General features: G+C 66.6%; 14 protein-coding genes. 5 read left to right on the forward strand and 9 right to left on the reverse strand.

Features of this window, described 5'->3' with window-relative positions; genetic code table 11:
- Window positions 1-26 precede the first annotated feature (26 nt).
- The 9 genes from KIV56_RS00215 to flgN all read right to left on the reverse strand — a co-directional run bounded on the left by KIV56_RS00215 (window position 27) and on the right by flgN (window position 8,140).
- Window positions 27-695, reverse strand: a complete 669-nt coding sequence (locus tag KIV56_RS00215; RefSeq protein ID WP_281534705.1) for a hypothetical protein — start codon at window positions 693-695, stop codon at window positions 27-29.
- Between the two features lie 927 nt (window positions 696-1,622).
- Window positions 1,623-2,591, reverse strand: a complete 969-nt coding sequence (locus tag KIV56_RS00220) for an acetylxylan esterase (protein WP_281534706.1) — start codon at window positions 2,589-2,591, stop codon at window positions 1,623-1,625.
- Window positions 2,592-2,802: 211 nt separating this feature from the next.
- Window positions 2,803-3,768, reverse strand: a complete 966-nt coding sequence (locus KIV56_RS00225) for a hypothetical protein (RefSeq protein ID WP_281534707.1) — start codon at window positions 3,766-3,768, stop codon at window positions 2,803-2,805.
- Window positions 3,765-4,373 (reverse strand): cytochrome b N-terminal domain-containing protein, encoded by a 609-nt coding sequence (locus KIV56_RS00230; RefSeq protein WP_281534708.1) that lies wholly within the window; start codon window positions 4,371-4,373, stop codon window positions 3,765-3,767. The genes KIV56_RS00225 and KIV56_RS00230 overlap by 4 nt, the downstream gene beginning before the upstream one ends.
- Window positions 4,374-4,526: 153 nt before the next feature.
- On the reverse strand, window positions 4,527-4,694 hold the full coding sequence (locus KIV56_RS00235; protein ID WP_166787363.1) for a hypothetical protein: 168 nt from the start codon (window positions 4,692-4,694) through the stop codon (window positions 4,527-4,529).
- Window positions 4,695-4,865: 171 nt separating this feature from the next.
- The gene (locus tag KIV56_RS00240) at window positions 4,866-5,243 is read right to left on the reverse strand and encodes a flagellar assembly protein FliW (RefSeq protein ID WP_281534709.1); all 378 of its coding nucleotides are present in this window, start codon (window positions 5,241-5,243) and stop codon (window positions 4,866-4,868) included.
- Window positions 5,240-6,199 (reverse strand): flagellar hook-associated protein FlgL, encoded by a 960-nt coding sequence (gene flgL, locus KIV56_RS00245; RefSeq protein ID WP_281534710.1) that lies wholly within the window; start codon window positions 6,197-6,199, stop codon window positions 5,240-5,242. The genes KIV56_RS00240 and flgL overlap by 4 nt, the downstream gene beginning before the upstream one ends.
- Before the next feature lie 2 nt (window positions 6,200-6,201).
- Entirely contained in the window at window positions 6,202-7,677 is a 1,476-nt protein-coding gene (gene flgK, locus KIV56_RS00250) for a flagellar hook-associated protein FlgK (RefSeq protein WP_281534711.1), read from the reverse strand.
- Window positions 7,678-7,687: 10 nt separating this feature from the next.
- A complete protein-coding gene (flgN, locus tag KIV56_RS00255; RefSeq protein WP_348648436.1) occupies window positions 7,688-8,140 on the reverse strand; it encodes a flagellar export chaperone FlgN in 453 nt (150 codons plus the stop codon).
- 472 nt (window positions 8,141-8,612) lie between these two features.
- Here flgN and KIV56_RS00260 point away from each other — a divergent pair, with 472 nt between their 5' ends.
- From KIV56_RS00260 to KIV56_RS00280, 5 genes are all read left to right on the forward strand, one after another.
- Window positions 8,613-9,554, forward strand: a complete 942-nt coding sequence (locus tag KIV56_RS00260) for a sigma-70 family RNA polymerase sigma factor (protein ID WP_348648437.1) — start codon at window positions 8,613-8,615, stop codon at window positions 9,552-9,554.
- 85 nt (window positions 9,555-9,639) lie between these two features.
- Window positions 9,640-10,806, forward strand: a complete 1,167-nt coding sequence (locus tag KIV56_RS00265; RefSeq protein ID WP_281534712.1) for a flagellin — start codon at window positions 9,640-9,642, stop codon at window positions 10,804-10,806.
- A gap of 158 nt (window positions 10,807-10,964) precedes the next feature.
- Complete coding sequence (gene fliD, locus KIV56_RS00270) at window positions 10,965-12,356, forward strand: flagellar filament capping protein FliD (protein ID WP_281534713.1); 1,392 nt, start codon at window positions 10,965-10,967, stop codon at window positions 12,354-12,356.
- Between the two features lie 17 nt (window positions 12,357-12,373).
- A complete protein-coding gene (gene fliS / locus KIV56_RS00275; RefSeq protein WP_281534714.1) occupies window positions 12,374-12,799 on the forward strand; it encodes a flagellar export chaperone FliS in 426 nt (141 codons plus the stop codon).
- Window positions 12,800-12,981: 182 nt separating this feature from the next.
- Window positions 12,982-13,119, forward strand: a complete 138-nt coding sequence (locus tag KIV56_RS00280) for a hypothetical protein (RefSeq protein WP_281534715.1) — start codon at window positions 12,982-12,984, stop codon at window positions 13,117-13,119.
- Window positions 13,120-13,145: the final 26 nt, after the last annotated feature.

Raw genomic sequence — 13,145 nt, forward strand, 5'->3', positions numbered from 1 at the left:
GCTGTCCCGGCGGAAGTAGCGCGCGGTCAGCAGCCGGGGCCCGAAGGGTTGGCCCTGCAGTCCTGGCCGACGAGGACGGTCGAGGCCGTGCTGACGACGACGGTGAGCGGCGGTGCGGCGATCGTGAGTGTGCCCTGTACCGGACGCCAGGGTTGTGCGCCGGCGCGGTACTCGGCCGAGTAGACGACCGACAGCACCACGGTGTGTCGGCCGGTAGACCTGAAGATATGGCTGGTTGCGGTGTCGGAGAACTCAGGGACGCCGAGCGTCGCCCAGCTCGCGCCGCCCGTCGCGGAGTCAACGGGCGTACCGTCGCCGACATCCCAATGGAATCGCTTCGGCGTGAAACGGACCTCGGCGGGGAACCCGAGCAGCACGCCCGAGCGCACGTGCACGGATGCCCGGGCCAGGAAATTCGCCGGGAGCCCGGTGATCGCCCAGCCGTTGGGTTCCATGCCCTGGCCGGGCACGGCCGCCGGGAAATTGACGAGATCGCTGATGCTGACCACGAGATTCGGGTCACAGAGCGGACAGTTGACGGCGAACCCGTCCCGGACGAACGGCAGCCCCACGGTCGGTGTCGGCGTCGAGCGCGGAGCGCCCGTGCCGCTGCCCGCAGCACCCGTGCCGTCAGCCGTTCCCGACGCGGTCCCGCCGGGTCCCGTCCCCGAGTCGAACCCCGTTGACAAGTCCACGCCCCCGCCGTTCACGACCCCGGACACCGGTGGTGGGCCGCTGCATGACTCAAAATGGGTGGCGTTCCAACTAAGACATCCAGTTTCAGCGGGAACCGCGCCGGCGGGAGACCCAATCAGCAGCAGTGAACAGACTGCTGCTGCTGTCAACAGAAGTTTGATCCGAGCCATTGTTCCGACGTCTCTACAAGCAACCGATTGTCTGTGCGGCTGAACGTGAAACCGATCTGCATCGGATACCGGAGGGGACGATTGGCTGGCACAACCGTGACTCCGGACGAGTCGACCAGATCTGTTGCGGATACGTCTAGGCACAAATAGGTCTCGACGTGGGCTGAATTCACGTCCGCTGACTGCAAAGTCATGCGGTCAAAAGCCAAGGCGCCGGTACCCTTGAGCCCTTCGCTCGAGAGTCCCTTCAGGGAAGTAATTTCGCCCGCGAGGACTTCTCCGGTAGCGACGGCGGCCATCCGCTCGGGGGAAACTCCGCCCTCGTGGCCGATCTGCGTCGATAGTGCTTGGTATTCGGTGAATGACGTCCGCGCGGCCTCGAGAGCGTCGGCTTCTGAGGCGAAAGCGGGGGCATCCGCTGTCGGGGACGCAGATGGGCTCGCGATCGACGCCGGTGACGTCGCGCACCCGGTGAGGGCGAGGAGGCCGGCAGTACAGAGGGACGCGTACAAAGTCGTCGTCGCCAGCCGGTACCTCTCGCGGATCCGCATGCGGTCACGTTAGAACACCCGGGGACATCCCGCTCGAGTTATCCACAGGGCGACACTCTTGTCGGGCCAAATGGCCTAACCAATTCGACGGAGATTTTGGGTTTTCGCACCCGTGAGAGCGCGATCTAAGCGCTTTCCGGGCAAAAACTCCGTCGAATTCGTTAGGGGGACTCGGGCCAGGGGGAGACCGGCTGGCGCAAAGGGGCTAGAGGATGCGCTCTTCGAGCCAGGCGGCCTGCCGCAGCCAGTGGTGGCCAGAGCCGCCCTCGTGCTGGTTGAACGGGTAGACCTCGATGTCCGCCTCGCCCGCGTAGTGGTTGAGGGCCGCGAAGACCGTCGACGGCGGGCAGACCGGGTCCATCAGGGCGACCGAGAAGAGCGCCGGGGCCGTCGCGCGCTTGGCGAAGTTCACTCCGTCGAAGTAGGAGAGTGTCGTGAAGGTCTGGTCGACGAGGTCGCGGTGCACCGAGAGGTACCGCACGATCTCCTGGTACGGGTCTCCATCGGTGATCTCGATGGCCCGCTCGAAGTGGCAGAGGAAGGGCACCTCGGGCATGACCCCGATGAGTCCCTCACTGAGGCCCGCCGCCGCAAGCGCGATTCCGCCGCCCTGGCTGCCGCCGCACACGGCGACGCGGGTCGGGTCGACCCGGTCGAGCGTGCGCACGGCGTCGATCGCGCGGGCGGCATCCGTGAAGAGCCGGCGGTAGTAGTAGTCGTGCGGCCGTTCGATGCCGCGAGTCACGAAACCGGGGGCGGACGGCCCGGTACCGTTCGGGTCTGGCGTCTCGCCGCCGGAGCCCCAGACGCTGCCCTGGCCCCGGGTGTCCATGAACAGGTAGGCGTACCCGGCGGTGACCCAGGCGAGATTCTCGTGGGGGAGGCCGCGGCCTCCGCCGTAGCCGTTGTACTCGACGACGGCGGGCAGCGGGCCGGTCGTGCCTGCCGGCACCAGAAACCAGGCGCGCACCGGCTGCCCGGCGAATCCGTTGAAGGTCATGTCGTAGACCTCGACCTGGCTGAGCGGGGAGTCGACCCTGGTCAGGCGTAGTTCGTCGGGAAAGCGGCGGGCGTCGGCGAGGGTGTCCTCCCAGAACTCGTCGAAGTCGTCCGGCTCGGCGACGATCGGCCGGTAGTCGCGAAGCTCGGGCAGGCTGAGGTCGTAACGGGGCACAGAGGGCCTTTCGGTGAGGCACACGGATGCGACGGGCCGCGCGGATGCCTCGGCGTCGATCGATCTCGTCCCCAGCCTAGTGTTGCGGTCAGCGACCTTCCGCCGGCGCCGTTGCTGCGGCATCCGCGCCCTGAATTGCGGAGAAAACACCTTCGTCGCGCCGGCGAGGGTGTTTTGTCCGCAATCGAACGGGTCGAACCGGCGGAGCCGCTCAGCCGCGGCCTGCCGCGCGCTTCTTGTAGTAGTCCCGCCAGATCAGGCGGTGGATCGGAATCCACCGCGGGATGTCCCTCAGGCCGGGAATGAACGGCACGAGCGTCAACAGCACACTGAGCACGAGCATCAGGAGAACGACGAGCAGGTCGGCGTTGGGAGCGGACGCGAACGGCTCGATCTGGTACCAGAACGAGAAGAGCCACAGCCACGACTGGCCTGGCGTGTTTCCGGTCTCGTTCATCATGCCCCACTGGTCGCCGGTGAGATGCGCAGCGGTTGCGAGGTCGCCGAAGTATGCGCCGTCGCCGAGGAACAGGATCGTGCGGGTGTAGTCGGCGTTGTAGAACGACTGCTGCGCGTTCAGCACTCCGTCGAGCGCGCCCTGGCTCGCCATCGTGAGCAACGCGTCGGTCAGGACCGGCACGGGGCCGTAGTCGCCGGTGGCGACCTGGGCCGGGTCGCCGTCGGGGGCGTTCGTCAGGGCATCCGTGTATGCGGCGGTCCAGTCGGCCTTCTCGGTATCGCTTGCCGCGTTCCACGTGTCGAGGGCGGCACTCGGCGGCGCGTTGAGCGTCGTCAGCGGGGTGATCACGATGTCCTTAGCCGTGTCGATCGGCAGCTGCACCCCGGAGAAGCTCTGCAGGTCGAATGCCCCGATGGTCTGGGTCGCATCGGCGGTCGTGTTGTACGGCGGGCCGTAACCGGCGGTCTCACTCGTGCCGCCGAGCTCGGCTGTCGCGGTTGCCACGAAGTCGGCGGGCTGGGCCTGGGCCCAGGACTTGAGGGTCACGCTCGGTTCGTCGGGCGAGCCGACGATCGCGGAGAGACCGACGATCACGAGCCCGACGACGACGAGGGCGACCGTGAGTTCCTTGAAGAGGTCGTACTCGCGCACGGTGCCGCGCCACGGGCGGCGGGCGAGGCCATCCCGGTCGGAACGGGACATGGTCGGGGCGCTCATCGTGTCGCCTCCGTCCGGTTCGGGTTCGTGCCCGGACTGCCCTGCGCGCGGTCGCCGAGCGGTGCGGCGCTCCGGGCGGTGGCGTCGCCGTCGAGCAGCGCAGTGCCGCTCAGCTGGGCGTCGGTCTCGGCCGCGTCGATCGGGGGGACGACCCCATGCATCCGCACCAGGATCACGTGCAGCGCGACGACGGCTCCGACGGCGAGGGGAAGCAGCACGATGTGGAACCCGAAGATCTGGCCGAGGTTGGCCACGTTGAACCAGGCGCCGATGCCCGAGGCGTTGAGTGCGTCCTTGCCCTCGAAGGCGATCCACTGCGAGTCGAAGTTGGTCTGCAGCAGGTAGCCGGTGAACGCCGCGACGATCGAGACGAGGAAGGCGCCCATGCCGGTGATCCAGGTGAGGGTGCGCCCGCCGCGCCAGGCGGCCATCCAGTACTTGCCCCAGAGATGCACGACCATCGTCATGAAGAAGAGCTCGACGCTCCAGAGGTGCACGCTGTTCACGAAGTGCCCGAAGTCGGAGACGTGGTACCAGGCCGGGCCGTTCAGGCTCAGCACGACGCCGGAAACCACGATGAAGACGAGCGAGACGATCGCGCCCATTCCGGAAGACGTAGATCCAGGATGCGACGTAGCTCGGTTGGTCCTGCGGCAGCAGTTTGTCGGCGGGCAGGTGCTTCAGCAGCCAGCCCCTGGCCTTCCCGGTCCAGGTGTAGTACTCCTCGACCGGTTCGGTCTTCCGTTCCTCGCGGATGCTCATGGCCGTTTCTTCCCGCTCGGGAACGGCAGGAACAGGGCCAGCACGAACAGCAGGATCATCACGAGGATCACGATGAGGTTGCCGAGCTGGATCTGGAAGGCACCAAAGCCGAGATAGATGCCCGGACTGTCCTGGGCTGCAAAATAGCTGATGAGCGGATGCATTACGGCTCCATTGCTCGGGATATCGGCCAGCCGTTGGGTGAATCCGAGCGGCTATGCCCCGATGGATCTCACGCTATTCCCGTTCGGCCGGAATCGCTCATCATTCGACGCGGAAATGCCCTGAGACTCCGTTCAGGAACCCGCGCCACAGGACAGCATTTTGCGTCGATGCTACGCGGCGCCGAGCTCGGCGCGCAGGGACCAGTCCTGGCCCTCGAGGATGATCTGGGCGCAGCGGCCGGTCGTGGAGTTCACGACGATCGGCGCCATCAGGTTGACGGTCGTTCCGCCTTCGCGTGGGTTGGTCACGACGAGCACGAGAGCCTCATCGGGGTCGGCCAGGTCGAGGGAGAGGGCGTGCTCGTCGGTGATGACGGGGGAGTAGTCCGGCAGATAGATCGCCGCGTCGAGAACGAACAACCGGGTGTGCTGGTCCTCGGCGGACTGCAGCGTGTACAGGCCGTCGGCTCCGGCGATCTCGGTGAGATCGAACTCGGTCAGCGGGGCGAGCCCGGGCGGAGGGGAGACGAATGTCAGGGTGGCGCTCATTGGAGGAAGTCCATCAGTGTGTGCTGCAGTACCTTCGCGGTCACGGAGAGCGCAGCCTGGTAGCTGACCTCCTGGAGTTTCAGGTTGAGGGCGGCCTGGGCGAGGTCGACGTCTTCGATCCCGGATCGTTGGGCCTCGAGCGTTCCGGCCTTGCTGACGAGGCCGGCACCGGCGCTCTCGATCTGTGCCTGGCGAACGCCGTTGTCCGACTGCGCGGCGATGACCGTGGTCAGTCGGGTGTCGACGGTCGAGAGGTAGTCGCTCGCGATCGTCGTCGCCGACGCTCCGGCAGCGGCGACGCCCGTCGACGAGTCAAGTGCGTTGCTGATGTTGTCGATGAGGCTGAACACTGAATCGGTCCCGATTCCATAGACGGATGCACCGTTCGAGTCGACGCGCACGGTCGAGTCCGCGGCAACGCGGCGCTCGACGGTCGAACCGGCTGTGCCCGTGTAGGTCACCGTAGCCGGAATCGCCGGGGTGGCCCCGGTCGCCGGGATTCCGGCGGTCGTCGTGAAGGCTGCAGGGGCATCCGAGGTGCCCGCGAAGACGCTGCGTCCGAGGTACTGCGTGTTCGCCTGGGTGAGCAGGTCCTGCTTGAGGCCCTGCAGCTGCGCGGCAAGGGCGCTCTTCGCGGTCTGCGAGAGCGAGCCGTTGCCGCCCTGCACGGTGATGTCGCGCACCTGGTTCATGATGTTCGTCGTCGCGGAGAGGGCCGAGTCCGTGGTGGTCAGCCAGCCGGTGCCGTTGTCGACGTTGCGGGTGTACTGGGCGACAGCGCTCTGCTGGGCGCGCACCGCGAGCGAATCCGCGGCGCGGGCCGGGTCGTCCGAAGGGTTCTTCAGGGTCGTCAGTGACGAGGCCTGCTCCTGCAGCTGGGTGAGCCTCGCGAGGTTGGTCTGCAGGCTCGACTGGGCTGCGCGAATCTGGGTCTGGGTGGTGACACGGGAGATCATGGTCAGCGGCCCACCAATCCGGTCTTGTTGATGAGCACGTCGAGCATCTCGTCGACGGCGGTCATGACGCGGGCGGCGCCCTGGTACGCGTGCTGGAACATCAAAAGGCTCACGTTCTCTTCGTCGAGGTCGACGGATGCGTTGGACAGCTGGGCCTTGACCGCTGCGGTCGACGTGGTGTTCGCCAGGGACGCACCCTGAAGCTCAGCCTTCGTGGTCACCGCGAGGCCGGTCACGACATTGGACCAGTCTGCGCTCGGGGACGTGAGGGGGAGGCCGGTCGCAGGGTCGAGGGCGGTGGCTTTTCCCGCGCCCAGCTGCGAGACGGCGTCGGCGATCGAGCCATCGAGGGCCCCACCGGTGCCGGCGGCCTTGAGCGCGGCGGTGAGTGCTGTGGCCGTTTTCGGAACAACGGTCAAGCCGAGGGCAGCGGCCCCGGTGGCGGGGACCTCGAAGAAGTCCCCGGTGGCGGCCGAGGTGGGGTTGAAGACGGCGTTGACGTTCTTGGCGAGCGTTGTTGCGAAGGAGTTGTAGGTCGCGGCGACGTCAGCGAGGGTCGATCCGGTTCCCTTGCCGTTGGCGTCGAGCGTTGCAGGGCCGAGCAGCGAGAGCGCTCCAGCCAGTTCGCCGCCGTCGATGGCAGCGGCCGTCGATGAGGCGTTGCCGAGGTCTTTCGTCCAGGCGACCTTGACAGTTCCGGTTCCCGTCATCGACCTGGGGCCGACGGCCGTCAGGCTCTGCGCCTGGTCGCCGCTGACGAGGGCGTTGCCGCCGACGAAGACGCTGACCGTGCCGTCGGCCTGCTCGGAGACGACGCCGCCGGTGAGCGCGGCGATGGTCGTGGTGAGCGCGCTGCGCTTGTCGAGGAGTTCGTTGGCGGAACCGCCCGCTGCGACCGTCAGGCGAATCTGGGAGTTGAGACCGGCGACCTGCGTGGCCGCGGCATTGACCTCTGAGACCATCGAGTCGACGCTCGAGCGCTGCGAGGTCCACTCGGTGGCGACGGCCTGGTAATTGGACGCGATCTGGCCGGCCACGGCATTGGCCTGGCTCAGCACGACGCCGGCCGGGGCGGCGTCGCCGACGGCGTTGGAGACGTCTTGCCAGCCGGCCCAGAACTTCGAGAGGGTCGCAGACAGTCCGCTCGTGCCGGGTTCGTTGGTGGCTGCCTCAACCGCGGAGAACGAGTTGGCGCGCACTGCCGAGAAGCCGGCTGCCGCGGCAGAGGCCCGCACCTGCGCGTCGAGGCTCGCACTGCCGAGACGGGCGATGCCGGTGACCGAAACGCCCTGGCCGGCGCCGACTCCGGAGGAGAAGAGGCCGACGCGCGTCACGGCATCCACTGAAGAGGTCGTCACGCGCTGGCGGGTGTACCCCTCCGTGCCGGCGTTGGCGATGTTCTGGCCGACGACGTCGAGGCCCTGGCGGGCGGCGACGAGGCCGGTGTACGCGGTGTTGAGTCCGCCGAATGTGCTCATGGGGTTCCCGTTAGAACGACTGGTCGAAGAGGCGGGCGGGCGGCGTCTGCGCATCCGCTGTGCCGCGGGCGTCGTAGGTGTTCGTGTTCACGCGAATGTCGGCGAGCGTCTCCTGGCTGGAGCGTGCGGCAGAGCGCAGCAGATAGTCGTTGGCGTCGCGGAGTTCCTTGATCTGGGCGGCGAGCTCGCCGAGGGCCTTGAGGTGCGCCGTCATGATCTCGGTCCAGGGACCGACGGGGGCGTGGGCGACGAGTTCGCGGAGCGTGGCGTCTTCGTTCGTTCCCCACTCGGCGGACATGGCGGCAACCTCGACGCTGCGGGCAAGACCGGCTTCCTGCACGTGGCCGAGCACCTGTTCGACCTCGCGAGTGCCCTGCTGGAGCCAGCGGGTCTTGCCGTTGGTCAGGAGGAGCCTGTTCTTCGTCGAGCTTGAAGACCAGCAGTTCGAGGAGCTCCCGCTCACGCCACAGGAGGGCGGAGAGTTCATTGGCGCCCACGATTTCCTCCACACGATTCCGGTCGGGCCGAGGGACGCACGACCGCGTCGACTCTGGCTTCAGATGGCACTATCGGCAGGGTTTTGCCGCACGTAAGCGATCTGTGTGCCCAGACTGGCAGGTGGCGGCTGGGAATGTCCACCTAAATGAGGACAACGCTTTCCCAAAAGTGGGGGTAGCCGGGTGTCTCCGAGTGGGTAAGCGTTTCCCGATTGGGGGTATCACCACCCCCAGAGTGGGGGTGCTGTACGGCTCGACTCAGGGGCGCCTGATTGTAGGTTTGACACGCGGACAAAACACTTTGTGTTAAGGGGGCCCCGAACCCCCGTCCGATCAGTGAATTTGTCCCAGTGCTCACCCGGTACGAAGCGAAGTAATCCTGGCCCTGCCAGAAGTCTCTCGCTCATCATCCGTTCGTGAAACACAGGGGGCTGCGACGTGAATCGCACAGAGCGTAATCGGCTGGTCACCGACAACCTGCCCCTCGTCGGATACCTGGTTTCCGAGGTCTGGGCCAAGGCTCGTCACCTCTCGCGCGATGATCTCGCGTCTGCGGGCGCGCTCGCGCTCGTCACGAGCGCGGATGCCTTCAACGCCGATCTCGGGGTTCCCTTCGGCGCCTTCGCCCGTCGTCGCATCATCGGGGCATTCGCCGACGAGATGCGCTCCAACGACTGGGCCACCCGCACCGCCCGCCGGCGCATCAAGGAAACCCGCGCCGTTCAGGAGACCCTCGCCGCCGCCCTCGGCCGTGCCGCGAGCGTCGACGAGATCGCCGCCGCCCTCGGCGTCGACCGTGAGACCGCCGCAGCGGGCCTCGCCGACAGCGAGCGCACAGTGATCGCCCTCGACGACACCACCGCCGAGTACATCCCGGCGAGCACGGTGCTGCCGGGGGAGTCGCTGCTCTCCGCCGAGCGCCTCGCGTACCTGCGCGCGGCCGTGCTCGCGCTCCCGCCCAAGATGCGCGAGATCATCGAGCAGGTCTACTTCGACGACCGCCCGGTCAAGGACATCGCCGCGGACCTCGGCATCACCCACTCGGCCGTGTCCCAGCAGCGCGCGGAGGCCATCCGCTTGCTGCGCGACGGCCTCGGCACCCACTACGCCGACGACGAGGCCGACTACGTGCCCGAGTCCCGCGTTGCCCCCGCCCGCCGCAGCGCCTACCTGGCCCGGCTCGCCGACCACGCGATGCTCGGCATTGTCCAAGAGCGGATGCCCGCCGTCGCGACCGACATTCCCCTCACGCAGCCGATCAGCCTTCCGGTGCCCTCGCGGACCGCCGCGATCGCCGCAGCGAAGTACGCCGCCGCCGCGGGATCGCTCGGCGATCACGGCGCTTACCCGGTCCGGGAAACTTTCTCGCTCAACGGCTAACGCAGACGCGGTCAGCGCCGATAGCTCTAAACGTCAGCCCATGGATGGGTAGACGAATCAACACCCAATCACGGAGGAACACATCATGGGTATGCAGGTCAACACCAACCTCGCGGCAAACAACACGTACCGCAACCTCGCCGCAACACAGAACGACATGTCCAAGTCGCTGGAGAAGCTGTCCAGCGGCCTCCGCATCAACCGTGCCTCGGACGACGCGGCCGGCCTCACCGTTTCCGAGGGCCTCAAGTCGCAGGTCGGTGGCCTCACCGTCGCCAGCCGCAACGCCCAGGATGGCATCTCGGTCGTGCAGACCGCTGAAGGTTCCCTGAACGAGGTGCAGTCGATTCTGCAGCGCGTTCGTGACCTCGCCGTTCAGGCCGGTAACGACTCGAACAACACCGATTCCCGCACGGCAATCGGCACTGAGGTAACCGCGCTGAGCAAGGAACTCACCCGGATCGCCGGTTCCACGAACTTCAACGGCACGCAGCTTCTGGACGGCTCAAAGGCATCCTTGAGCTTCCAGGTCGGTGCGAACGGTGGCGCCAGCAGCCAGATCCAGGTCAACCTGTCGGGGGCAAACGTCACGAACATCGCGTCCGCAATCTCCACCGGCAACACGGGCACCTCCTTCGCACTGAGCACCACGAATGCGCTTCTGACGACTGGTGCACAGGCTTTCACCGTGACGGAAGGAACGGCGACCTCGGTTGTCACGACGACTCTTGCTGGCGGCGCCGGTACGTACAAGACCGCTAGCGATGTTGCAACGGCACTCAACTCTGACGCTGGTTTCTCCGGAAAGCTCTTCGCTTCGGTTACCTATGACACGACGACGGGCGCTGCAACGGGCATCAATGTGAAGTCCATCACGGGTGGTGCAGTCGCTACCACGGCTCCCGCATCCGCTGGGCTTGCTGCTGCAGGAACCGCCGGAGCAGCCGCAGCGCTGGACTTCAGCACTGCCACTGGTGCTGCGGCAGCAATCGGCCTGATTGACACCCAGATCAAGGCAGTCTCGACTGCTCGCGCCTCGCTTGGTGCCGACCAGAACCGGTTCGAATCTGTCGTCAAGACGCTTGCCGTCTCGACGGAGAACCTGACCGCTGCCGGTTCGCGTATCCGCGACACGGACATGGCTTCGGAAATGGTCAAGTACACCCGTTCCAGCATCCTGTCCCAGGCCGGTACCGCCATGCTCGCGCAGGCGAACCAGTCCAACCAGGGCGTGCTGTCGCTCCTCCGCTAACCCGGAGTAGATGACCTTTCGGGAAACCGTACGGTGAACTATGGCTGGCGGTGACCGAGAGATGAACTGGACCTCATCCCTCGGTCACCGCCAGCCATTCCACGTTTCATCAGCATTATGAATCCCAGTTTGACGCTCTTCCCTGAGGAGGTGGAGGCATGACCAACGCAATCGACGGACTCGTCAGCGGTCTCGACACCACGACTCTGATCAATTCCCTCATGACCGTCGAGGCTCAGCCTCAGGCCCTGCTCAAGGCATCCGTTGCGAAGTCGCAGACCCTGATCTCGGCCCTCCAGGGCCTCAATGGCCAGGTGGCCGCGCTTGCGACCCTCGCCACGACCACAGCCAAGCCGACCTCTCTCGATCTCTACTCTTCGACGAGCAGCTCGCCGACCGTGACCACCGCGCTCTCTCCTGGCGCCGCTGCCGGGCAGCTCGACGTCGTCGTCGGCGCCCTTGCCCGTAACCAGGTGGGTGTCTCGGCGGCCATGACCGCGTGGCCCGCAACGCCGGCCGTGCTCACGATCGTCGCCAACGGTGTCAGCACCGAGATTTCCGCCGCCTCCACCTCCCTCGACGACATGGCCACCGCGGTCAACGCCGCAGGCACCGGAGTGACGGCGACCAAGGTGGCCTCCGGCGTCGATGCCGGCGGTACCGCTCAATTCCGGCTGCAGTTCACCGGGAACAGCACCGGAGCGGCCAACGCCTTCACCGTGTATCAAGGCACCAAAGCCGAGGTCACGGCGGCCACCGCCCCGAACCTGCTCACGGCCACCGGGGCCGCGGTCATCCGCACCGCTGGCGACGCCAGCGTGACGCTGTGGGCCGGTACCGCGGCCACCCAGACCATCACCTCGGGCACCAATACCTTCTCGAACCTGCTTCCCGGTGTTGCGATCACCGTTTCTGCGGAGTCGACCGCTCCAGTGACGATCAAGGTCGCCCGCGACGATGCGCAGATCAGTTCCGTCGCCTCGGGTCTTGTCAGTTCTCTCAACGGCATCTTCGCGACTATTTCAACGCAGACCGTGGTCACCAACAGCACGAATGCAGCTGGCGCGGCCGTTATGTCGCCGGGTGTCTTCACCGGAAACAGCAGCGTTCGCGATGTCAGCCAGAAACTCCTCTCGGCCGCATCCTCGCCCATCAACGGACACTCTCCCTCCGAGTACGGCATCAGTATCACCAAGACCGGCACCATGGAGTTCGACGCGGCGAAGTTCGCCACGGCCCTGGCCAAGGATCCGACGACGGTCAAGGCCGCTGTTCAGGAGATCGCCACCCGGGTTGCGGCCGCTGCGACTGCGGTCTCCGACAAGTACACGGGGCAGCTCACGGGCCAGATCACCGGCCAGCAGACCTCCGTGAAGAATATGAGCACGCGGATCGACGCATGGGACGTCAGCCTTGCGACGCGTCGGGCGACCCTGCAGAGCACGTACACCGCGTTGGAAGTCTCCCTCAGCGCCCTCAAGGCTCAGTCCACCTGGCTTACCGCGCAGGTTGCCGGGCTGCCCAGTTCCTCCACCTCGACCACAGGATGATGATGGCTGTTATGAGCATGATGGGTGGCACCCAGGCGCGACGCGCGCAGCTGAACCGCGAAGCAATTCTGTCGGCAACGCCGGTGCGCCTGCTGACGATGTTGTATGACCGGCTCCTCCTGGACCTGAACCGTGCGGAAGCGGCACAGCACTCCGAGAACTGGCCGGTCGCATCCGAGAACCTGCAGCACGCGCAGGCGATTGTGTCCGAGTTGTCGTCCTCACTCAATGTGGCTGCCTGGGACGGCGGCGAAGGCCTCTTCGCGATCTACGTCTACGTTCAGAACGCGCTGATGAGCGCCAACGTGCACCGCGACGTCAACGGGACAGTGGAGTGCATCGCCCTCCTCGAGCCGCTGCGCCAGACCTGGCACGAGGCCGCACAGCAGGTGCCCGCGCAGCCGATGGCTGCCCGAGTCGGGGGAGAGCTCGGTTATGCCTAGGCCGGCTGGATCGTACGAGGAATGGCTGCGGGTGCTCGACGAGCTCGAGCGCAGCCTCGGCAGCGGCACGCGCAACGCGGTGCTCGCGATCGAGGGGGAGCGGTTCTCCACGGGCGTGCAGTGGCGCGCGCCCGAACACCTCGGGCAGCTTCCCGCGCAGGCTCGAGGAGCGCGCCCGGCTGTTGATCGCCGGCCAACTCGAGTTGATCCGCGAGATCGAGGATGCCCGGCGCTCCGCCGGAGCCCACCTCTCCGCGGTGCGCACCATCCTCACCGCCCAGCGCGCCAACGCGTCGGTCTATCTCGACGTCACCGGCTGACCACATCTCCACACTCCTCCGCCCGA

Origin of the sequence: Cryobacterium breve, assembly GCF_027594785.1 — a bacterium.
In the GTDB taxonomy this organism is placed as follows: domain Bacteria; phylum Actinomycetota; class Actinomycetes; order Actinomycetales; family Microbacteriaceae; genus Cryobacterium; species Cryobacterium breve_A.